At 37.6% G+C, this 21,689-nt stretch carries 21 protein-coding genes; 18 read left to right on the top strand and 3 right to left on the bottom strand.

The features are described from left to right. Positions 1-69 precede the first annotated feature (69 nt). The 7 genes from AOC36_RS10920 to AOC36_RS12255 all read left to right on the top strand — a co-directional run bounded on the left by AOC36_RS10920 (position 70) and on the right by AOC36_RS12255 (position 7,306). Positions 70-1,155, top strand: a complete 1,086-nt coding sequence (locus AOC36_RS10920; RefSeq protein WP_099091548.1) for a S1C family serine protease — start codon at positions 70-72, stop codon at positions 1,153-1,155. Continuing rightward, complete coding sequence (locus tag AOC36_RS10915; RefSeq protein ID WP_067634222.1) at positions 1,152-1,613, top strand: 23S rRNA (pseudouridine(1915)-N(3))-methyltransferase RlmH; 462 nt, start codon at positions 1,152-1,154, stop codon at positions 1,611-1,613. The genes AOC36_RS10920 and AOC36_RS10915 overlap by 4 nt, the downstream gene beginning before the upstream one ends. 141 nt (positions 1,614-1,754) lie before the next feature. After that, positions 1,755-2,378 carry a GyrI-like domain-containing protein gene (locus tag AOC36_RS10910; protein WP_067634220.1) on the top strand — a complete coding sequence of 208 codons (624 nt, stop codon included), beginning with the start codon at positions 1,755-1,757 and terminating at the stop codon, positions 2,376-2,378. Between the two features lie 140 nt (positions 2,379-2,518). Further along, the gene (locus tag AOC36_RS10905) at positions 2,519-2,785 is read left to right on the top strand and encodes a phosphocarrier protein HPr (RefSeq protein ID WP_067634219.1); all 267 of its coding nucleotides are present in this window, start codon (positions 2,519-2,521) and stop codon (positions 2,783-2,785) included. A 70-nt stretch (positions 2,786-2,855) separates the two neighbouring features. Then, positions 2,856-4,520, top strand: coding sequence for a phospho-sugar mutase (locus AOC36_RS10900; RefSeq protein ID WP_067634217.1), 1,665 nt, complete (start codon positions 2,856-2,858; stop codon positions 4,518-4,520). Positions 4,521-4,610: 90 nt separating this feature from the next. After that, positions 4,611-6,590, top strand: a complete 1,980-nt coding sequence (gene tkt / locus AOC36_RS10895) for a transketolase (RefSeq protein WP_067634215.1) — start codon at positions 4,611-4,613, stop codon at positions 6,588-6,590. A 566-nt stretch (positions 6,591-7,156) separates the two neighbouring features. After that, entirely contained in the window at positions 7,157-7,306 is a 150-nt protein-coding gene (locus AOC36_RS12255) for a hypothetical protein (protein ID WP_157777189.1), read from the top strand. A gap of 105 nt (positions 7,307-7,411) precedes the next feature. Here the strand turns inward: AOC36_RS12255 and AOC36_RS10885 are convergent, their stop codons facing one another. Beyond that, positions 7,412-8,698: a G5 domain-containing protein gene (locus tag AOC36_RS10885; protein ID WP_067634212.1), complete on the bottom strand. Its 1,287-nt coding sequence runs from the start codon at positions 8,696-8,698 to the stop codon at positions 7,412-7,414. 141 nt (positions 8,699-8,839) lie between these two features. Next, positions 8,840-9,541 (bottom strand): N-acetylmuramoyl-L-alanine amidase, encoded by a 702-nt coding sequence (locus AOC36_RS10880; protein ID WP_067634211.1) that lies wholly within the window; start codon positions 9,539-9,541, stop codon positions 8,840-8,842. A 321-nt stretch (positions 9,542-9,862) separates the two neighbouring features. Here AOC36_RS10880 and AOC36_RS10875 point away from each other — a divergent pair, with 321 nt between their 5' ends. The 11 genes from AOC36_RS10875 (at position 9,863) to rplA (ending at position 19,274) form a co-directional block, all read left to right on the top strand. Further along, positions 9,863-10,933 (top strand): ABC transporter ATP-binding protein, encoded by a 1,071-nt coding sequence (locus AOC36_RS10875; RefSeq protein WP_067634208.1) that lies wholly within the window; start codon positions 9,863-9,865, stop codon positions 10,931-10,933. Then, positions 10,933-11,820, top strand: coding sequence for a carbohydrate ABC transporter permease (locus AOC36_RS10870; protein ID WP_067634206.1), 888 nt, complete (start codon positions 10,933-10,935; stop codon positions 11,818-11,820). The genes AOC36_RS10875 and AOC36_RS10870 overlap by 1 nt, the downstream gene beginning before the upstream one ends. A gap of 8 nt (positions 11,821-11,828) precedes the next feature. Continuing rightward, positions 11,829-12,647, top strand: a complete 819-nt coding sequence (locus AOC36_RS10865) for a carbohydrate ABC transporter permease (RefSeq protein WP_067634202.1) — start codon at positions 11,829-11,831, stop codon at positions 12,645-12,647. Further along, entirely contained in the window at positions 12,631-13,887 is a 1,257-nt protein-coding gene (locus AOC36_RS10860; RefSeq protein WP_067634198.1) for an MBL fold metallo-hydrolase, read from the top strand. Before AOC36_RS10865 ends, AOC36_RS10860 begins: the two co-directional genes overlap by 17 nt. A gap of 17 nt (positions 13,888-13,904) precedes the next feature. After that, positions 13,905-15,164 carry an extracellular solute-binding protein gene (locus AOC36_RS10855; protein ID WP_067634194.1) on the top strand — a complete coding sequence of 420 codons (1,260 nt, stop codon included), beginning with the start codon at positions 13,905-13,907 and terminating at the stop codon, positions 15,162-15,164. 434 nt (positions 15,165-15,598) lie between these two features. Beyond that, complete coding sequence (locus tag AOC36_RS10850) at positions 15,599-15,913, top strand: hypothetical protein (protein WP_067634192.1); 315 nt, start codon at positions 15,599-15,601, stop codon at positions 15,911-15,913. A 112-nt stretch (positions 15,914-16,025) separates the two neighbouring features. Beyond that, positions 16,026-16,706, top strand: a complete 681-nt coding sequence (locus AOC36_RS10845) for a phosphoribosylaminoimidazolesuccinocarboxamide synthase (RefSeq protein ID WP_067634191.1) — start codon at positions 16,026-16,028, stop codon at positions 16,704-16,706. Positions 16,707-17,099: 393 nt separating this feature from the next. Beyond that, positions 17,100-17,576 carry a HipA domain-containing protein gene (locus AOC36_RS12020; protein WP_078055165.1) on the top strand — a complete coding sequence of 159 codons (477 nt, stop codon included), beginning with the start codon at positions 17,100-17,102 and terminating at the stop codon, positions 17,574-17,576. Positions 17,577-17,580: 4 nt separating this feature from the next. After that, positions 17,581-17,874, top strand: coding sequence for a HipA domain-containing protein (locus AOC36_RS10835; protein ID WP_067634187.1), 294 nt, complete (start codon positions 17,581-17,583; stop codon positions 17,872-17,874). 285 nt (positions 17,875-18,159) lie between these two features. Further along, positions 18,160-18,585 carry a 50S ribosomal protein L11 gene (gene rplK, locus AOC36_RS10830; protein ID WP_067634185.1) on the top strand — a complete coding sequence of 142 codons (426 nt, stop codon included), beginning with the start codon at positions 18,160-18,162 and terminating at the stop codon, positions 18,583-18,585. A 2-nt stretch (positions 18,586-18,587) separates the two neighbouring features. After that, the gene (rplA, locus tag AOC36_RS10825) at positions 18,588-19,274 is read left to right on the top strand and encodes a 50S ribosomal protein L1 (protein WP_067634183.1); all 687 of its coding nucleotides are present in this window, start codon (positions 18,588-18,590) and stop codon (positions 19,272-19,274) included. Between the two features lie 100 nt (positions 19,275-19,374). Here the strand turns inward: rplA and AOC36_RS10820 are convergent, their stop codons facing one another. Next, positions 19,375-21,630, bottom strand: coding sequence for an ATP-binding cassette domain-containing protein (locus AOC36_RS10820; protein WP_067634180.1), 2,256 nt, complete (start codon positions 21,628-21,630; stop codon positions 19,375-19,377). Positions 21,631-21,689: the final 59 nt, after the last annotated feature.

Here is a 21,689-nt window from a genome sequence, read left to right as displayed (position 1 = left end):
GTAAATTGAGCCCATCACATTTTTGTATCACATCGTTGTATTATAGTTATGGTACATAGGGAGGTACTTATGAAAAAGAAATTAATTGGGATCTTGATCGCTGCGCTCTTTGTATGGAACGGTTACCTTACATATTCTTTAATAAACTTGGAAAATAAACCTACAACATCAACGGACAGTTCGGGAAATACCGAAACGCAAAACTTTGTATCGAACATTGAATCAAATGTATCGAAAGTGAACGAAGCGGTTGAATCAAAGGTAGTAAGTGTCATTAATAAAAACAACGGGACTACAATAGGTAGTGGATCAGGGGTTATTTATAAAAATGAGAATGGTGTGATATCAATCATCACAAATCATCACGTAATAGACAGTGGCAATGAGTACAGTGTCCGCTTCTCAAATGGACAAGAAGAAACCGCAGAGCTTGTGGGATCTGATGAATACTCAGACATTGCATTACTCACTGTAAAAAAGGATTATGACATTGAACCGTTCAAATTAGGGGATTCGTCACTGCTTAATGTCGGAGAATTTGTCATTGCCATTGGTAGCCCATTGGGTGTAGAGTTCTCTAATTCAACAACCTTCGGAATTATATCAGGTAAAGACAGGGTTGTTTCCGTAGACCTCAATGGCGATGGTGTTGCGGATTGGGATATGGTTGTTTTGCAAACAGATGCAGCAATTAACCCAGGAAATAGCGGTGGTGCTTTAGTGAACATGCAAGGGGAGCTTATCGGCATTAATTCAATGAAGATCAGTTCTGATAATGTTGAAGGTATGGGCTTCTCGATTCCAATCAACGAAGTCATTCCGATTGTGACACAACTTGAAGAAAATGGAAAAGTAACGTACCCAATCATCGGAATTTCGGGTGTATCAATCAGTGATTTGAATTCATTCAATCTCCAATACTATGGACTAAAACAAGATGACAAAGGCGTATTTATTGTTGAAGTAACTAAAGGTGGACCGGCAGATGAAGCTGGGGTTAAGCAATACGACATCATTACTTCAATTGATGGCGTCGAAGTTACAAGTTTCAAAGACTTTAGACGCATCTTATACTCGAAATCAGTGGGCGACCATGTTAAGATTACTGTGACCAGGGATGGTGCATCACAGGAAATCGAGGTTGTGCTTAAATGATAAGAATCGTATGTATTGGACGCATAAAAGAGAAAGCAATGCTTTCGTTGATTGAGGAATACCAAAAAAGAATCACACCAATTCAAAAGGTGGAGGTTGTAGAACTCCCTAATTCAGTGTTGAAGGACAGTGAATCAGAAGGCATAATTAAAGATGAGAGCGCGCGGATTTTATCGAAAATTGATGAACGCGATTATGTAGTCTTATTGGACCTTCAAGGGAAAATGCTGGATTCACATGGACTCGCATCCTTGTGTGAAAAAGGTCTTGAAACACATAAAAACCTAACCTTTGTTATCGGTGGCTCTCATGGTGTTGATCAAACAATCAGAAACCGAGCAGATTTTCGATGGAGATTATCAGATTTAACCTTTCCCCATCAACTTGTTCGTGTAATCCTCATGGAACAAATTTATCGTTCATTCATGATTCTTAAAAATCATCCGTATCATAAATAAGCGGATAAATATATCAAAACTCAAGGTGTTGGAATCTCTGACACCTTTTCTACATGTTTTTATAAAGAGTGTTTATGTAATCCATGGACATGGTATAATGATGACAGATAAAATGAGGTTCACAAAAGGGAGCATACACAGATGAAACATGAGTGGCGTAAAGAAGAGAAATCAATATACCTTCCAAAGCAAAAACCGGAATTAATTGAAGTTCCAAAGATGAAGTATCTAACAATCTCAGGACAAGGGAATCCAAATGATCCTGGATTTCAAAAACATATAGAAGCGTTATATCCAATTGCTTATGCAATTCGCATGATGCCAAAAAGTGGTGTTACACCAGAAGGGTACTTTGAGTACACAGTGTATCCTTTAGAAGGGGTGTGGAGCCTCACTGAAAAAGGGATTGAAATGGATCATCTGGATAAAAATGAACTGATGTATACAATCATGATTCGTCAACCAGACTTTGTAACACATGAAGTATTTCAAAGTGCATTACTGAAAGCAAAATCTAAAAATGATAACCCACTGTTTGATGATGTGAAATTTGAAGAAATTGAAGATGGGTTATGTGTTCAGATGATGCACCTGGGATCGTATGATGATGAGCCTCAAAGTTTTGAAATCATGGCGCAATATATGGCTGAAAATGGTTTAGAACGGACAACAAAGATGCATAAAGAAATTTATATTTCCGATTTCAGAAAAGTTGCACCTGAAAAACTAAAGACCGTTTTGAGATGTTTTGTGCGAAAGCAATAAAATTCATTAATGATGAGATGGGTAAATGTGCAAATTTTCGGTAAAATTTTATACAACAATTAAACAGTGTAAGCGTTTTTGGTTGTTTTGTTGGTGAATTTAAGGTAAAATATATATGATTATCTATAGGAGGTAAATGAATGAAAGAATTTAACGCATTAGTTGTTGATCCAGTAGGATTACACGCACGTCCAGCTACTGTAGCTGTAAATGCAGCGAGCAAATTTAAGAGTGAAATTAAATTGTCATACAAAGGGCGTTCAGTGAACATGAAATCCATCATGGGTGTTATGTCACTTGGTATCCCAACTCAATCAGAAATTACGATTTCTGCTGAAGGTGAAGATGCTGAAGCTGCTGTACAAACAATTGAAGAAGTCCTAAAGACTCAAAAAGTAATTGCATAATTCTTGAATTACTCTAAAATAGAAGATGTAGATCTTCTATTTTTTTATGTCTAGATGAAAGGGGTTGCGTATGGAATCATTACAATTATGGAAAAATCTTGGGGAGAAGGTAGCGTGGGTTAAACAAGCTTACGATTTAATGAGTGAAGAAGAACGCTATGATGCGTTTTACAAAACTTTAGAATTTGGAACTGCGGGGATGAGAGGTCTTTTGGGAATTGGACCAAACCGTATGAATGTTTATACTGTTGCGAAAGCGAATGTGGGGTTCGGGCAATATTTAGTTGAAACCTTTAAAGGTGAAGTTGAGACACTAAAGGTTGCGATTGCGTATGATAATAGACATCAATCACGTGAATTTGCACAAGTGAGTGCACGGATTTTATCAACATACGGTATAGAATCCTATGTGTTTGAAAAACCACGGCCAACGCCAGAATTATCCTTTGCGGTAAGAGAACTTGGCTGTGTTGGTGGTATTGTTGTGACTGCAAGTCATAATCCAAAGGAATACAACGGATATAAAGTGTATGATGAAACAGGATGCCAATTGGTAGACCAAAAAATCGCACGAGTTATTGAATGTGTCAATGCTGTTGGTGATGAAACAAAAGTAGACCTTGAACACTATGATGACTCCTTAGTACATGGCCTTGATGAAGCCTTTGATGTACAGTATCTTGATAAGATTAAGTCAATTGCATTAAGAAATGAAACTGTAAAAGATTTAAAAGTTGTCTTTTCATCACAACATGGAACGTCTTATCCACTTGTACCTGATATATTGAAGGAACTTGGCTATGATGTTGTAGTTGTTGAAGAACAAAAACAATATGATCCTGACTTTACAAATACTAAATCACCAAACCCTGAAGATAAGCGTTCTTATGAATTACCGCTTGAATATGCACGTAAGGTTGACGCAGATTTAGTGTTAGTATGTGATCCAGATGCAGACCGCATGGGAATTTGTGTTAAGCATAATGGAACTTATGAATACTTAACTGGAAACCAAGGTGGCGCTGTTTTACAAGAATATATTTACAGTACACATCGCGATTTGAATACAATGCCTGCTAATCCAGTGATGTTCAATACAGTTGTAACCTCTGATTTGGGTGAAAAAATTGCGAAGTCTTATGATGTATCCGTAGAAAAGACACTCACAGGATTTAAGTATATTGGTGAGAAAATTGAACATCATAATACCGTGAAAGATAAAACCTTTGTGTTTGGTTATGAAGAAAGCTATGGCTATCTTCTTGCTGACTTTGTGCGAGATAAAGATGCACTTCAAGCATGTGTTATGGTTGTGGAATCCGCAAACTACTATCACAATCAAGGGATGACACTTGTTGATGTGTTAGAGTCACTGTATGAGACACACGGAGCATACGCTGACAATCAGATTGCTTTAACACTATCAGGTGCTGAAGGGTTAAGTCGAATCTCACGCTTACTGGATTATTTTAGAACCAGTGATATTAAAGAAATTGATGGAATTGAGATTGTTAAAGTGGATGATTTCCTTGATGGATCAATGCCTGAATTCCCACAATCGAATGTTATAAAATACCATCTAGAAAATGGTTCATGGATTGCAATTAGACCTTCAGGAACTGAACCAAAATGTAAATTTTACTACTGTGCTTCAGGCGCGACATTGAAGGATGCTCAAGAAATGTTCGAACGGTTATCCAATGCAATGCAACAACATATTGATTTAGTAGCGTAAATTAACGTTTAAAGTGAACAATGACCATAAAAGGGTCGTGAAAACATGATTTAGTTTATGGTATAGTATATAAAGAGAAAAGAGGTAAGTATGGATAAAAAGATTGAACAAAAATTTATTGATACAGTGCGTGTATTATCAGTAGACCAAGTACAAAAAGCCAACTCAGGTCACCCTGGAATGCCATTGGGTGCAGCACCAACTGCTGTCACATTATGGGCAAATCATATAAGACAAGATGCGAAACATTCAAAATGGATTAATCGTGATCGTTTTGTATTGTCAGCAGGGCATGCATCAGCATTGCTTTACTCACTGTTGCATCTATTTGGTTATGATGTAACACAGGATGATTTAAAACAATTCAGACAATTCGGTTCAAAAACTGCAGGGCACCCAGAATATGGTCATGCAGAAGGAATCGAAGCAACTACTGGACCCCTTGGAGCAGGTCTATCAACAGCAGTTGGTATGGCAATGGCTCAAGCACACCTTGCAGCGAAATATAACCGCGAAGGATATCCAGTGTTTGACAACTTCACCTATGTATTAGGTGGCGATGGATGTATGATGGAAGGAATTACAAGCGAAGCATCTTCACTTGCAGGTTCTTTAGCACTCGGGCGTCTTATCGTCCTATACGATTCAAACAACATCACAATTGAAGGAAACACAGATTTAGCATTTAGAGAAAACGTACGTGCACGTTATGAAGCATATGGCTTTGAAACATTCTTAGTGGAAGATGGTAATGACATTGATGCTATTAATGCAGCAATTGAAAAAGCAAAATCAAACCTTGATAAACCATCATTCATTGAAATTAAAACACGTATCGGAGCATTCAGTGCGCTTGAAGGATCTGAAAAAACACACGGTTCACCATTGGGTGAAGACAATGTAAGATTGTTGAAAGAAACAATCGGCTATCCAAGCATGGATCCATTCTATGTAGCACCTGAAGTATACGACTATGCAAAAACCTTACAAGATAAAGGTGCACAAGCGTATAACACATGGGCTGAGTTATTTGCAAGCTATGAAAAAGCTTACCCAGAACTTGCGAAACAATGGGCTGAAGACAACCGTGAATTAACAGTTGAAGAATTTATTAATGATGAAGCATTGTGGGACTTTGGTGATAAAGCACAAGCAACTCGTAATGTTTCAGGAGACATTATTAACCGACTCAGCAAGAAATACTCAAATCTCTTTGGAGGATCTGCTGACTTAGCGAAATCAAACATGACTGCAATGGGTGAAGAAGCATCATTCCAACCTGAAAACTATGCGGGTAGAAACTTACACTTTGGTGTACGTGAACATGCAATGGCAGCAATGGGGAATGGAATCGTATTATATGGTGGATTGAAATCATATGTAGCGACCTTCTTTGTGTTTGCAGACTTCCTCAAACCAATGGCACGTCTTTCTTCTATTATGCACGTTCCATTGACGTATGTATTAACACACGACAGTATTGGTGTGGGTGAAGATGGTCCAACACACGAACCAATCGAACAACTTGCAATGCTTCGTGCACAACCAAACTTCATCACATTCAGACCAGCGGATGCACGTGAAACAATGGCAGGTTGGACTGCAGCAATGACATCGAAAGATGCTCCAGTAGGACTTGTATTATCACGTCAAAACTTACCGCAACTTGAAGGTACAGGACCTGATGCTCTTAAAGGTGCATATGTTCTGAAAGATGCAAACAAGGTTGATGTAATCTTAATCGCAACTGGATCAGAAGTTTCACTTGCGCTGGATTCAGCTCAAGCACTTGAAGAAGAAGGTGTTGGGGTACGTGTTGTAAGTATGCCTTCATTCGAACTCTTTGAGAAACAATCGTGCGAATACAAAGAGTCTGTATTGCCACGCGCTGTAAGAAGCCGTGTAGCAATCGAGGCTGCATCTTCATTTGGATGGGAACGCTATATTGGATTTGATGGTAAAGCTGTCACAATCGACACATTTGGCGCTTCTGGCAAGGGTGATGTTCTCTTTAAAGAATTTGGATTCACAGTAGAAAATGTTGTGAAGACGGTTAAAGAGATTTTATAGCAAAATAAAAAAGTGGTGTATCTTTAAAACAGACCCTATAGAATAGACATGTAAAAACATGATTCTATTTTATAGGGTTTTTTTGATGGATAATAAAATGAAATAGAAGCATCATAAGAGAAAAGCAAAATTCACGCAAACACAAATTACATATCTACTTGAAAATCCAAATGTCAAAGATGTATGGGAGAATCCAATTACATACTCTGAGGATTTTAAAGAGCGTTTCTATGCCCAGTATGAAGCGGGTATTGATATTAATGTGATAAAAGCAAAAACGAATCCTTATCGACGTATGGCTCAGGCAAAGAATGAGCATACAGTGATGTCAAATATCCTCAATCGAAAATTTGACACAGTTGGAAGTGGCGAGTATTGTTTACCGATATTACTTATGTATACTATGGCATAAAGAGATAGATCATGTGTTTGAAACAGTAAATGATTCACTTTCAAATCATAAGATTTCTAGGAAGTAAAAAACCTTGATCCATTCTGATCAAGGTATACACTATACAAGTAAAAATCTCCTGACACTTATTGAAAAATCTAAAATTTGGCAAGCGATGTTAAGAAGAGGTAATTGTTGGGATAATGCTCTAGAATCCCAAACTAAAAGACTTGCTTGGAAACAACATCGGGATCTAGCAGAAACTGGCAATCCAAATCATACTCCAGTTCAAATTAAGAATGATTTAGAATCCATTTCAAATTGAAAACAAAGTACATCCTGCTTGGAGTATAGAGAATATTAAGTGATAAAGGTTATCTAATTTTTTACATTGTACTTGATAATGGGTTCATATTAAAACACACCTTTGTTACTTTCTAACCCACTGATTTCCGGACTTAACTACTTGAACTTTCACTGAACTGTTAGAGAAAGTTACCCCATTACCATCTCTATCCAAAAACGTCACACTGTATACCGAAATAGTACTTCCATCTGAACCCTCAACCGTATCAGATACCCATAAATAGTTGGCATAATTATTTGCTCTCATGTATGCATCTGCATCAGCCATCATCTGTGCCTTCGCTTCTATAGCATAAATTCGCCACTCAGTGTTATACCAAGTTGTGGAATACGTAACCTCAACCTTTGTACCACGTTCGATTATCTTATTAACAGGGTTTGCAGTTACAGTATTCGATACCACAGAACGTCCCGTCTCTTTACCATCTGTATACGTCACTCGAGTCACAATTGTACGCGTACCATTCGATCCGTTTTGAATAACATTCTCAACACCCTTAGCTAAGTTTGCATTATCGCGATACTCCGTAGTAAACGCAACCTCCTCCGTTGTTGTTAAATCTTTGGTTGTAACCAGTGGTGCCGGAGCAGGAGTTGGTGCAGGTGTAGCTGCAACCTTAGTACCGCGTTCAACTATCTGATTGACAGCCTCTTGAGTTACCTTGCTAGAAATAACCTCTTTCTTTGTCTCTACAGTACCCGCATACGTTACTCGGGTTACAATAGTGCGAACGCCATTAACACCCGTTTGAACCACACGTTCAGAACCCTTTTCAAGACTTGCGTTATCACGATATGTTGTACTATACGCAATCGTTTCAGTTGTAGTTACTTCCTTAGTTGTTTGATTAGGAGTAGTTGATCCACCGGTAGAACCCGTCGAAGTCGATCCGGTAGAACCTGACTCAGCCTTTTTAACTTCTTCCTCAGTCTCTGCAGTTTTTGCCATTACGTTTACATCTAACGTAGCATTAACTACAAAGCCATCTTCATACGTTAATTTGATTGCTACAGTCTGCTCACCAACAACACCATTGTCAAAATCAACAAGTTCTGCTGCTGCGAAATCACCAGACAAGTATTTGGCTAAGTTTAAATCTTCACCTTGAATTACAGGAATCGCTCCCTCATACAAGATTGAATATGCATGTGAGGCTTTTTCCTCGTCATTATCATGACCAGCAGCACCATTTCCCGTATCTGGTAACTTGCTAGCCTTGTCTGACATCACTGCCCAAACCCCAAGCCCAGCAGTCGATACCAATAGTAATGCAATCACTACTACTAACGCGGTCGCTTGTTTAATCGTAATCCTCATCCTATTTGATATATTATGTATCAAATTTTTCATCCCCGATTCCCCCCTTGTTAGATAACATTATAACATTGAACTAAAGTATCTGTAAAAAGAAGAAATCTGCAGTTTTCAAAAAGGAGATTCATCACTTTTTAGCGTTTGTACAAATCGCGCACATGAATAGTTTTTATATCGTTACCTATAGATTGTGAGAAGACCTTGTGTAATTGCGTCAACAAAAGCTGCCTTATTGTTTAGATATAAGGTATAGTCGCTGTAATTGTCGATATAGATCGTTTCAAGCAACATACTTGGAATATTTTGTTGGGCGATTGTTCGTTGAACTAAAAATTCGTCATCTTCATAAATCATGCTTGATCCACTCAAGGTTTCCAATTCATCCGCAACAGCCTGATGCACGGATAAATCTGATGCATTATAGGAATTATAAATGATTTCAGTTCCCGTATAGGTTCCGCGGTCACTCGCATTGAAATGCAGCTCAATTACAAAGTCATAGCCACTAAAAACATAGGGTTCATCATAGTACATCATGTTGCGGTAGACATTTTCAGTGAGAATATCGCTGTCGACTCCGTAATTTGAGAGTGAATTCTGTAGCGATTTCGCAAGTTCGTTATTTAAAGTGGCTTCATATTCCCCATCATAAGCAATTGCTCCTGAATCATACCACCCTGTGACATCACTTCCATGTCCTGCAATGATTAAAATGCGGTGTGTGAGCTCAATGTCATCTTCAAGGCTGGTTTGCGCGAAAAGTGTTGTCTGTATTGTGAGTGGGAAGCGCTGACCTAAAGCATAACCACCAACTAATAAAAGCAAGGCAGATAAACTGAATAGGAAAAATGTACGAATTGGGTTTCTTTTTGATCTCATAATGTTGTCCTTCTTTGTATTACGAAGTTCATTATAGAGGACAAACCTTAAGTGTTACTTAACTCTATTGTGATGTGCGCATTGAAAAAACTAATGGAGCAACGGATAGATTAATAACTCAATTATTTTTGTTTTTCTGCAAAGAAAAGTGATACACAAAAAAGTGATTTACCTGTAACATTATATTGTACATTATTATTGCATCGGTTTACTAGCATCTTTTGTGTGAAAATCGATAAAAAATACAATTGATATATTAAATTTATATTTATATGATATTATTATTATGCAAGAAGAGATATACATGATGAGAGGAAAGCCATGATTGAAATTTCAAGCCTGCGAAAAGTTTATCCAAATGGATTTGAGGCACTAAAGAAGATAGATTTGCAAATCGAAGAAGGAGACTTGGTTTGTCTATTAGGACCAAGTGGGTGTGGGAAAACTACAATATTGAACCTCATTGCCGGATTGCTTGATCCAACTGAAGGGGATATCAAGAATGATGGGGAATCACTCGTAACAAAACACCCTAAAGATCGTAATATGAGTCTCGTGTTTCAAAACTATGCATTGTATCCACACATGACAGTATTGGAGAACGTCATGTTCCCACTGCGTGTTGGGAAGAATAAAATGAGTAAAGAAGACGCTCAGAAAATTGCATATGAATATATGGAATTGACAAGCATCACTGAATTAGCGGATAAGAAGCCAGATTCAATGTCTGGGGGACAGCAACAACGTGTCGCGATTACACGTGCGCTCGTTCAACAACCTAAAATACTCTTGCTCGATGAACCGCTCAGTAATCTGGATGCGCGTTTGCGTCTTCGAATTCGAGAAGAAATTCGTCGACTTGTTAAGAAAATTGGAATCACAACAATTTTTGTAACACATGATCAAGAAGAAGCAATGTCAATCAGCGATAAGATTGTATTGATGAATGATGGGGTTATCCAACAATACGATGAAGCACAAAACTTATATTTAGAACCAAAGAACTTATTTGTAGCAAGCTTTATAGGAAATCCAGGAATGAACATGATTCCAGTTGAATATAAAGACAACAACCTTCATTTTGAAGGATTGTCAATTGATACAAATAAGCTCGATCAATCAAGATTCAAAGAAGCCCTTGAAGAAGGAACGTATATTATTGGGATTCGACCTGAGAATATTTCATATGATCCAAACAGTTCATTTGTCTGTGATGTTGACTTAATTGAATTGATGGGGAAAGAAGCAATCGTGAGTTTCAAGCTTGGTAATCAACATATGAAGAGTCTTGTATCAATTGAGGAGAGTATCCAAGAAAATGAATCCTATGGATTCTCAATGGATTTAGAACGTCTCTTTATCTTTAAGGAAGATGGGACACGCGTTTACTAATGGGAAAGTTTAAACTAAAGTATAGCGCTGAAAACTCACGCAGTGCCTGGTTGTTTTTACTTCCAACCTTACTGATTGTCTTTGTATTTAGTATCTACCCATTATTTAGATCATTTATTATGTCCTTTCAATCCGGACGTCTAGGAAATATGTCGTTCAATGGAATCCGCAATTATCAAGTTGTAATTACAGATCCTAAGTTTCATGATGCAATGAAAAATACCGCATTATACGCATTTGCAGTTGTTCCGATTGGTATTATAATTTCACTTGTCATTGCATGGTTGATTTTTGATCGTTTGAAGTTTAAATCATTCTTTGAAACGATTTTCTTTCTGCCATACTTAACAAGTACAGTAGCAATCGGGGTTGTCTTTCGATACCTGTTTAACTTTGATTATGGGATGATAAACCATCTCTTAGGATTTGTGGGTATTGCACCGATTAACTTTTTAGATAATGTGAATATGAGTGTTTGGACGTTGATTATCTTTGGTGTATGGTCAGGTCTTGCTTTCAACATCATTATTCTATTATCGGGCTTACGCAGTATTAACCAAGAATACTACAAAGTTGCAGATATGTTTGGTGCAACAAAGCGAGAACAATTCTTTAAGATTACCGTACCGCAGTTAATTCCGATTATTACGTTTTTATTCTCGGTGGGTCTCATTTCAGCGTTTAAGGTATATACCCAAGTATTTGCGCTGTTTGGTGGGAAAGCGGGGATTGCGAATAGTGCAATGACTGCAGTGTTCTATATCTATGACAAGTTTTATGTTCAAACGCGATTTGGTCAAGGGATGGCTGCGACAATTATCTTATTTGTAATTATTCTGCTAATTACATTCATTCAAAATAAAGTAATCGCATGGATTACGAAGTAGGTGACTGTATGAAAAAAATAGTAAATTTCTTTGCGTATGCGTTTGTAATCATTATGGCATTTGTGACACTCTTCCCATTTGTGTATATGATTATCGCAAGTTTAATGACATTTCAAGAGTCAATCAGCATACCACCTAAGTTTTTCCCAGCTGTAATTCAATGGTCGAACTATGTGGAAGTGCTTCAAAAAGCACCGTTTGCACGGTATTTCTTTAATACAACACTTGTTTCAATTGTAACCACTGCTGGCGTATTGGTAACCACAGTCCTTGCAGCGTTTGCACTTGTAATGCTTGAATTTAAACACAAGAATTTAGTAGTGTTTGGGTTAATTAGTTTATTGATGATTCCCTTTGAGGCCATCGTCTTTACAAACTTTCAAACAATTGCACGACTTGGTCTTTTAGATACATACGCTGCGCTGATCTTACCATTCTTTGCGAGTGTGTTCTATATGTATTATTTGAAACAATATATGGAAACCATCCCAAACTCATATTATCGTGCTGCGAAGATTGATGGGTGTGGTGACTTAGAATTTATTTGGAAAGTATTACTTCCAATTATGAGGCCAGCACTCGTTACGGTTGGACTCTTATGCTTTATTTCAAGTTGGAACGCATTCTTGTGGCCATTACTTGTAACCAATACACCAGCCATGAGACTTTTGAACAACGGACTCAGTGCATTTGCGACCGAAGCCGGTTCACAAGTTCAACTACAGATGGCTGCATCAACAATCACAATCGTCCCAGTGATGATTCTGTACTTTGCATTTAGAAAACAAATTATTAGCGGGGTATCCAAAAATGGAATTAAAGGATAGAAAAACACGGATTACATTTCATGCCGGTGTACTTACTATTGGTGGAACGGTTATTGAAATAAATTATGAAGGTTCCCGAATTTTCTTTGACTTTGGAACTGAGTTCAGACCAGAGTTAAAATTGAAAGATGAACTCTTAGATACATTAATCGAACATCGATTAATCCCTGAACTTGATGTGTATGATGAAGTTTTTGGAAGAACAGTAAATGGTGCGAATACTGCGGTATTCTTAAGCCATTGCCATCTCGACCATACACGCATGATTAATTACCTGGATCCTCAAGTGCCATTATATGCACTAGAAGATACAAAACGCTTAATTGAGCTCCTTAATCAGGATGGTACATTCGTACTGCCTGCAATAAACAAAGATTATGTAACCCGTGAGATTTTAGGTGTGAAACCTGATTCCACGATCAAAGTTGGGGATATTGAAGTGACATTGCATCGTGTGGATCATGATGCATATGGCGCTTGCGGTATGATGATTCGTACACCCGACTGTGTGATTGCCTATACGGGTGACCTGAGGTTGCATGGCTTTGATAGCGCAGATACAGTTGCTTTTTGTGAAAAGGCAAAGAATTGTGACATGCTTATTATGGAGGGCGTCTCGATCAGTTTTGAAGGGAGACCCGAGTCTAAGACGAATAAGTTTGCGTCTGAAGAAGCACTGTTGGATTGGATTGTGGATGAAGTGGAGAACCATCCAAATCAACAAATTACATTCAACGGGTATCTTGCAAACGTTAAGCGTTTTGCACATATTGTAGCCAAGGTAAGAAGGAGCGTGGTTCTTAAGGAGAAAATGGCTTACATACTGAAGTCTTTATTGGATATGGATTGTTTATACGAGAAGGATCCAAACAAAGACTGGGGATTGAATCCTGAACTTGAAGTAGATATTTCACAAAGAGATGAACACCCTGAGAAATATCTGTGGCAAATTCAAGGATTTGATGATCAACTACAATCAGGGGGAATCTACATTCACTGTGATGCAGATCCACTTGGATTATTTGACCCTGCATACCTTGTATTTAAACAACAATTCCTGGACAAGGGAATCGAGTTTAATCATGTAGGATGTACTGGGCATGCTTTTCCAAATGACTTAGACGCAATTATTGAAATGATCCAACCAAAATGCTTGGTTCCAATTCATACATTGCGCCCAGATTTATTACTGAATCCATACGGATCAGTCCATCTCCCACAACGTGGCGAGACTATCTAAAGGAGAAAATACACACGATGTTTAAGAAATTATTAGCAAGCGTGCTTGCACTTATGTTAATTGTTGGATGTTCAAATGGAACAGGAAGCAAAGACGACGAAAGTATTGTTACTGAAATTACTGAACCAGTTGAAGTAATTTACTGGCATGCAATGAATGGTGCTCAAGAAGAAGCATTAACTAAATTAACTAATGATTTTAATGCAGCAAACGAAAACATTACAATTGTATTGCAAAATCAATCATCATACGCGGACTTGTCACAAAAGTTAACAGCAACAATGGCAAGCCCAGCGAACTTACCAACAATTACTCAAGGGTATACAAACTGGTTCTATGATGCAGCGCAAGACGGACTTCTACAAGACCTTACACCGTATATTACAAACAGCGTAATTGGTATTGAAGATGTAAGTGACATTATTCAAGGTTTTATGGACGGTGCTAAAATTAATGATGTTCAATATGGTTTACCATTCAATAAATCATCAGAAGCATTGTTCTATAACTCAGATATTTTTGAAGAATATGGAATCGAGGCACCAACTACATTCGACGATTTCCTTGCTGCAGCAAAAACTGTTGCGGAAAAATCAAATGGGGCAGTTGTTGGTGGTGGATTTGACTCACTCAATAACTATTATGTAACTCAAATGATTAACCGTGGTCATAAACTTGACGATACACTCGATGTAACATCAGCTGACTCAGTAGAAGTAATTAACATGTATCTTGATGGAATCAAAGGTGGATACCTAAGAATTGCAGGTAGTGATAAATATCTATCAGGACCATTTGGTAATGAATTAATCGCTATGAACATCGGTTCAACTGCTGGTGAAACATATGTTAAGAGTGGTGCTGAAGGTAAATTTACTCCAGGTGCTGTTGCAGTTCCTGTAGAAAAAGGAATCCAACAAGGTACTGATAACTTCATGTTCGCAAATGCAACACCTGAACAAAAAACAGCGGCATTCCTTTACATGGATTTCCTAACATCCGCTGAATCAACATTATACTGGGCTGAAAACACAGGATATCTTCCTGTAAGAACAAGTGTTATTGAAAGTGATGCATATACAAGCTTGGATAGCATGATTGCACCAATCGCAAAAGAAATCACTTCAAATATGTTCACAATTCCTGCGAATGCAAATGCAGTATACAATGAAATCTCAGTAATGATGGAAGATATCTTAAGTCAACCAAACATTGACTTAGAATCAACATTAGCATCATACCAATCCACAATTGAATCACTTTGGGCTGGAGAATAATTAAATAAACAAAAACTCACGGTGTTTACGGTGAGTAAAGTAAAACGGTAGATGAAGGCGACGCACCTGATCTACCGTTTTTTTTTCTGATTTTACTGTCGCTTTTTAAGCTTGTTTACTTAGGCTTCTGCCTTTTTTTTGAACAACCTCTGCAAAACCCAATCGATTGCGCTGACGTGTAATTTCGTACCCATAGGTCCACACGGACAAAACCATTCAAGCACACCTTTAAGCATTTCTGTAAGATTCTTCACGAAGGCGCTACCAATCAGGGACACGTATGATCATTCGACCTAGGACTTATTAGTGATGGTGTGAACACTACCACAGTAGGCCATGCATTTTTTATAAAAACGCATGATGGTTCATGCATCAGTTTTTGAATAATGGTATAGTTGATTTATAAGATAAGAAAAAATACTGAGGATGTTACGATGGATATATTTGAATTTCTGGTTGATTTACTCTCTGATTTAGTTGTCTTTGGACGGTTTTCTACTGTAAAGGACTTTATGACCAAAAAGAGCTTTTACAAATACGTTGGATTACTGTATAGTCTGACGTTAATGTCGGTAACATTGTTCATAATTGGTTTTTATAATATGATCACTGGAATTAACCGTTCCAATTGGGTAATGATTGCTTTTGGGGTGGTGTTTGTACCACTTTCACTGTTTATGTTAGCTAAGGGGTACTGCTATTTAAATGTGAAATTTAAGGTGCAACGTATTAGTTCCGTCTCAAAATAGTCTTGATTATACAAATAATTAATTGATACACGCGTTTTTTTTCAGGGTTCTACACACAATAATATTCGTTTATGCTATCATAGTTACTGTGGTTTAGGAAAAAGGAGAAACTATGAGAGTCTTATATGAAGGAAAAACGAAAAATGTTTTGACAGATGATGAGCATGTATATTTGTTCTTTAAGGATAGTGCAACGGGTGAAAATGGAGTATTTGACCCAGGTTCTAACTCTGTAGGTGGTAGTGTTGAAGGAAAAGGGAAAGTTGGGCTTAAAATAACCAGCTATTTCTTTGAGTTGATGGAGAAAAACAACATTCCAACACATTATCTTGATTCAGATTTAGAGAACGGATTAATGAAGGTGCGTCAACTAACAGTACCACCGCTTGAGTTTGTGTTACGTTATTACACTGCAGGAAGCATGTGCCGACGTTTTACGCTTGAGGAAGGCATTCCATTTAATCCACCCTATACAGAAGTTACATTAAAAGATGACATTCAAGGGGATCCAGTAATTAACGAACGGATCTGCGTAATGAAGGGCTTGCTGAAACCTGGACAGTATGATCAAGCACTGGAACTGTTGGTTCGGGTGGGTGATGTATTACGTGCAGAAATTGAAGGGTTTGGATACACCTTATTAGATTTCAAAATTGAGCTTGGCTTTGATGCCTCTGGAAATATCTATGTAGTTGATGAGATTACACCTGATATATGGAGAATAAAAGACGAAGCAGGAAATATTCCAAATCAAATTGATTGCGCAACGATGTTGTTGGAAAAGATTGCCTAAATAAAGATGATAACCAAATTATGTTGCGATAAGTATGCGCGGATAATTTGGTTTTTATTTTTTAGAATTCATCACATGATAACACGAAAAAATATAGAATAAGATTCATATTAAACTGGTAATATATTGCGCAATAGTGGTGGAATTATCGGTAATTTGTTGAGAGTAAAATCAATGTTGCTCCCCTTATGATGCCTTTATCAAATATTATATATGAATTCAAATCGCTTTCTTTAAACAGCTTCAAGGGTTTGCCTGGGTTGCTCTCAGATTCTCTTCCAGATCGATATGGAAATGCTTTAATTAATACTTGGCTCGCTGCAAACAGCAGAAGTAATTGAAATTAATCAATGAGTCGAGTTAAGTAATCAACTATTAAATCATAAGGAAGGAATATCAAAACAAGTTAAAGATAGTATCAACGAAATTATCAGCGTTGGTATCTCAGCAGGAGGAGCTAGAGCAAAAGCAATCATAGCATATAATGAACAAACGGGAGAGATTAAGTCTGGACAAATAACTGCAGGAATAGGTTTCTCTTATTGGATATTAAAACTTGGTGGCGTGGATCAAAAAGAAGAAACGTCACATACTCGAATTGAATATGTCTATTACCGTATGTTGCTAGCCTCGGGTATTGACATGAGCGAGTCGCGATTGTTGAAGAAAGAGCATTATAATCACTTTATGACAAAACGCTTTGGTCGCATTGAATCAGAAGATGAGAAAATTCAAAAAGTACATGTGCAAACCTTAGGAGCATTGATGCATCGTGATTATAATGAACCAGGGACGTTAAGCTATGAACAGGCGGCTTTTGCTATGACTCAAATTGGGTTGAAGCAAAGAGAAGTCGAGCAGTTTTTATAAGAGAATGGTGTTTAATATTATGTGTCGAAATCAAGATGATCACGTTGAGAATATTTCTTTCGTAAAGGATCGAAGGGGAACGTGGTCTTTATTTCCTGCTTATGATGTAACCATTGCTTACAATCCCAATGGTACTTGGACAGCGATGCATCAGATGGTGATAAATGGTAAGAGAAGTCAATTCAATATAGAAGATTTATTACAGTCAGCGCGAGCAATGAATATAAGTCAACATCATGCCTTACGCATCATCGAGGAAGTAAAACAAGCAACGATGCGGTGGTCAGAGTTTTCTTAAGAAGCATTTTTAAGTGAAGAAGTCAGTTATTTTGTGAAGGATCAATGCATAGTATTTACTTAAACACGCAATTAAATGCGCACTAACTGTCTAATATGCACTTAATGAGCAATATTTTACAAGTTATATTAGACAAGTAAAAGGTTGAATTTGCGTGCTAGGATACTAGACATTAGCCCTACAATTGTGTATAATAAATAAGCCTTTAGGGGCTTTTTGTTGTGGGAGAATGTGCAATCATTCGCTTACCACATCACAGACAATCAAAAAAAGGAGGAATGTCGTGTGAGTAAAAGAATTGCAAGAATTGTTAAATTACAATTCCCTGCTGGTGGCGCAAGACCTGGACCTGCATTAGCTGGTGTTGGGATCAATATGCCTCAGTTCTGTTCAGCGTTTAACGATGCAAGTCGTGAACGTGGAAATGATATCGTACCTGTTGAAATTACAGTATATGACGATAAATCATTTAACTTTGTATTAAAAACTACACCTGCTGCTGTTATGTTGAAGCGTGTTGCTGGTGTACCATCAGGTGCTGCAACACCGAGCAAACAAGTTGTTGCTACAATTACTGTAGACCAACTACGCGAAGTTGCAGAATACAAAATGCCAGACTTAAACGCAGTTGATATTGAAGGAGCAATGGCAATCATTGCTGGAACTGCAAAGAATATGGGTATTAAAATAGAAGGGTATGAAGGTAAGTAAACATGGCTAAAATTTCAAAGAATCGTAAAAAAGTTCTTGAGCTAGTTGATCGTACTCAATCATATCCAGTTCAAGACGCATTAAAAATTGCACGTGAAGCAAATTTCGTAAAATTCGACCCAGCTGTTGAAGTATCATTCTTCTTGAATGTTGACCCTCGTCATGCTGACCAACAAATCCGTGGTGCTATGGTACTACCAAATGGTACAGGTCGTTCACAAAAAGTATTAGTAGTAACTCAAGGTGCTAAAGAACAAGAAGCAAAAGATGCAGGTGCAGATTTTGTGGGTGGTAAAGAAATCCTTGAAGACATCCAAAAAGGATGGTTTGAATTTGATGTTATCGTAGCAACTCCAGATATGATGGGTGAGCTTGGTAAATTGGGGCGTGTATTAGGACCTAAAGGTTTAATGCCTAACCCTAAAACAGGAACTGTAACAATGGATGTTGCAAAAGCTGTTGAAGAAATCAAAAAAGGTAAAGTTGAATACCGTGTTGACAAAGATGGTAACATTAATGTTATGATCGGTAAATTATCATTCACTGATGAAGCTTTACAAGAAAACTACAAAGCAATCCACGATACAATCGTTAAGGCACGTCCAGCTGCTGTAAAAGGTGCATTCATTAAGAATCTAGTACTTTCTACATCAATGGGTCCTGGTATCAAATTAAACATCGAACGTTAATAAATCAAACAAGAAGATGATCCAGTCTTCTTGTTTTTTTAGATATTATGAAAAGTGCGAACCCTTTATATTGGTTCGCACTTTTTTGGTTCTTGATGACTCAGTCGGTAATGTATTCTTTCGTAATCGATCGTGTACTGGTGCTGATATGAATTGGAATGCCTTCATACACGATTTCTCCACCTTCAGATCCTGCTTGTGGGCCTAAATCTATGAGATAATCTGCATGCCGCATGACTTCAACGCTGTGCTCAATAATGATTACTGTACTGCCATTATCAACCAAATGGTCAATGATCTTCATGAATTGTTCGATATCGGACATATGGAGACCTGTTGTGGGTTCATCAAGAATATAGATGTTTCCACTTCGATGCAATTCACTGGCAAGCTTAATTCGCTGACACTCACCACCAGAGAGTGTATCAAGGGGTTGACCTAAAGTAAGGTAATGAACCCCAACATCCATGAGTGTTTTCAAAATCTTCACGATTGATGGTGTAACGAAGAACTCCAATGCATCCTCTACTGTGAGATTGCTGATTTCTGTGATGTCTTTGCCTTTATATTTATACTGGAGTACTGCATTATCATAGCGTCTTCCTTCGCATTCAGGACATACTGTTGAGACACCTTCCATGAAAGCAAGATCGGTATAAATCACGCCTCGTCCCTCACACTGTGGACATTTTCCTTTAGAGTTAAAGCTAAACAATGATTTCTCCACATGATTCTCTTTTGCATAAAGATCTCTAACTTTATCAAACATACTTGTATATGTCATAAGGTTGGAACGGGGTGATGCTCTTAATGGCTTTTGGTCCACCACGATACTTTCTGGATATTTATTGAGAAATTCTTGATGGATCAACGATGATTTTCCAGAACCAGCAACACCGGTTACAACTGTCAAAACATTCTTTGGAATGGCTACCGTTATATTTTTTAAGTTATTTGTTGTACAGTGTTCTAACGTAAAACACGAAGTGTATTGACGAGGTGTTGATTTAAATTCTGGTAGGTGCTTGATGAAGGTGCCTGTTAAGGTATTTGATGATAGAAACCCATTATAATCCCCGTGATAACAGATTTCACCACCATGTGAGCCAGCGTGAGGTCCGATGTCAACAATCGTATCTGCGACCTTAATTACATCACGGTCATGTTCAACAACAAGAACCGTATTTCCTTTGTCTCTAAGCCCTCGTAACATATGATTCAGGTTTTGTACATCACGAGGGTGAAGGCCAACACTGGGTTCATCAAAGATATACAATAAACCATTAAGACTGCTTGATAAGTGTTTCATCATTTTAACGCGTTGTGATTCTCCACCCGATAAAGTACTTGTTTCACGTGTTAAAGTAAGATAACCCAGATTCATCGCAATCAGTTGATTGACACGATTTAACGCTTCTTGGACGATGGGTTTCACTTCTGCATAGTTCATACAGGTTTCTAGAAATGGCTTTAAGTCATGGAGTTCAAGGTCTGTGACATCAAAGATGTTTCTGCCATCAATCCTAGAATTTAATACCTTTTCGTTGTAGCGTGTTCCATGACATACATCACATGACGAATATTCAGTGTATGCTTGGAGTAGTTCTTGTGTTTTCTTTGAGTGCTCACTTAAATCTCTTTGGATAAAACTTTTCTTAAACCGAGTAATCACGCCTTGATATTCCATTTTAGAAGGTTTATCTCCAAAGAGTCCTTGAATTGTGACCTTTTGACTTTCACCATATAATAACAGCTGAAGCTTATCTTCAGGAAATTGATTGAGTGGAAGATCCATATCAAACCAACCCGTAGATTTATATACTTGGAAGTACCATGATTGTGTATCAAATTGGGGAAAAAGAATAGCTCCATCGTTCAGTGATTTGGTCATATCAATGAGTTTTTCAAAACGTGGCCGTACTATTTTCCCAATGCCTTCGCATTCAGAACACATGCCATGGGGATCATTGAATGAGTAAACATGACCGGCACCTATAGAGGGTATTGCGATTCGTGAAAATAACAAGCGTAAGTGCGCATTAATATCAGTGATGGTTCCTAAGGTAGAACGAGAGTTTCCTCCCAACCTTTTTTGATCAATGATAATTGCAGGATTAAGGTTTTCAATGGAATCAACATGTGGTTTTTCAAACTTAGGTAGAAAGCCTTGTATAAATGCTGAATACGTTTGATTCATTTGACGCGTTGCTTCATTCGCAATCGTATCAAAAACAATGGATGATTTACCTGATCCAGAGACGCCTGTAAATACAGTAATTTTGTTTTTCTCAATTTCTAAGTCTAAATGCTTTAGATTGTTTTCGGTCATACCGATAAGTTTTAATGTTTGTGTCATGGATTAATCTCCTCAGTATCTAATATAGCATATTGGTGCAAGTTATAAGGTTTTTATAC

The organism is Erysipelothrix larvae (genome assembly GCF_001545095.1).
In the GTDB taxonomy this organism is placed as follows: Bacteria; Bacillota_I; Bacilli_A; order Erysipelotrichales; family Erysipelotrichaceae; genus Erysipelothrix; species Erysipelothrix larvae.
This window is presented reverse-complemented; position numbering and strand designations above follow the sequence as displayed.

Bases quoted from the DNA above. Each gene is read 5' to 3' on its own strand.
- AOC36_RS10920 (WP_099091548.1), top strand. From the start codon at position 70: ATGAAAAAGAAATTAATTGGGATCTTGATCGCTGCGCTCTTTGTATGG.
- AOC36_RS10915 (WP_067634222.1), top strand. From the start codon at position 1,152: ATGATAAGAATCGTATGTATTGGACGCATAAAAGAGAAAGCAATGCTT.
- AOC36_RS10910 (WP_067634220.1), top strand. From the start codon at position 1,755: ATGAAACATGAGTGGCGTAAAGAAGAGAAATCAATATACCTTCCAAAG.
- AOC36_RS10905 (WP_067634219.1), top strand. From the start codon at position 2,519: ATGAAAGAATTTAACGCATTAGTTGTTGATCCAGTAGGATTACACGCA.
- AOC36_RS10900 (WP_067634217.1), top strand. From the start codon at position 2,856: ATGGAATCATTACAATTATGGAAAAATCTTGGGGAGAAGGTAGCGTGG.
- tkt (WP_067634215.1), top strand. From the start codon at position 4,611: ATGGATAAAAAGATTGAACAAAAATTTATTGATACAGTGCGTGTATTA.
- AOC36_RS12255 (WP_157777189.1), top strand. From the start codon at position 7,157: ATGTTAAGAAGAGGTAATTGTTGGGATAATGCTCTAGAATCCCAAACT.
- AOC36_RS10885 (WP_067634212.1), bottom strand. From the start codon at position 8,698: ATGAAAAATTTGATACATAATATATCAAATAGGATGAGGATTACGATT.
- AOC36_RS10880 (WP_067634211.1), bottom strand. From the start codon at position 9,541: ATGAGATCAAAAAGAAACCCAATTCGTACATTTTTCCTATTCAGTTTA.
- AOC36_RS10875 (WP_067634208.1), top strand. From the start codon at position 9,863: ATGATTGAAATTTCAAGCCTGCGAAAAGTTTATCCAAATGGATTTGAG.
- AOC36_RS10870 (WP_067634206.1), top strand. From the start codon at position 10,933: ATGGGAAAGTTTAAACTAAAGTATAGCGCTGAAAACTCACGCAGTGCC.
- AOC36_RS10865 (WP_067634202.1), top strand. From the start codon at position 11,829: ATGAAAAAAATAGTAAATTTCTTTGCGTATGCGTTTGTAATCATTATG.
- AOC36_RS10860 (WP_067634198.1), top strand. From the start codon at position 12,631: ATGGAATTAAAGGATAGAAAAACACGGATTACATTTCATGCCGGTGTA.
- AOC36_RS10855 (WP_067634194.1), top strand. From the start codon at position 13,905: ATGTTTAAGAAATTATTAGCAAGCGTGCTTGCACTTATGTTAATTGTT.
- AOC36_RS10850 (WP_067634192.1), top strand. From the start codon at position 15,599: ATGGATATATTTGAATTTCTGGTTGATTTACTCTCTGATTTAGTTGTC.
- AOC36_RS10845 (WP_067634191.1), top strand. From the start codon at position 16,026: ATGAGAGTCTTATATGAAGGAAAAACGAAAAATGTTTTGACAGATGAT.
- AOC36_RS10835 (WP_067634187.1), top strand. From the start codon at position 17,581: ATGGTGTTTAATATTATGTGTCGAAATCAAGATGATCACGTTGAGAAT.
- rplA (WP_067634183.1), top strand. From the start codon at position 18,588: ATGGCTAAAATTTCAAAGAATCGTAAAAAAGTTCTTGAGCTAGTTGAT.
- AOC36_RS10820 (WP_067634180.1), bottom strand. From the start codon at position 21,630: ATGACACAAACATTAAAACTTATCGGTATGACCGAAAACAATCTAAAG.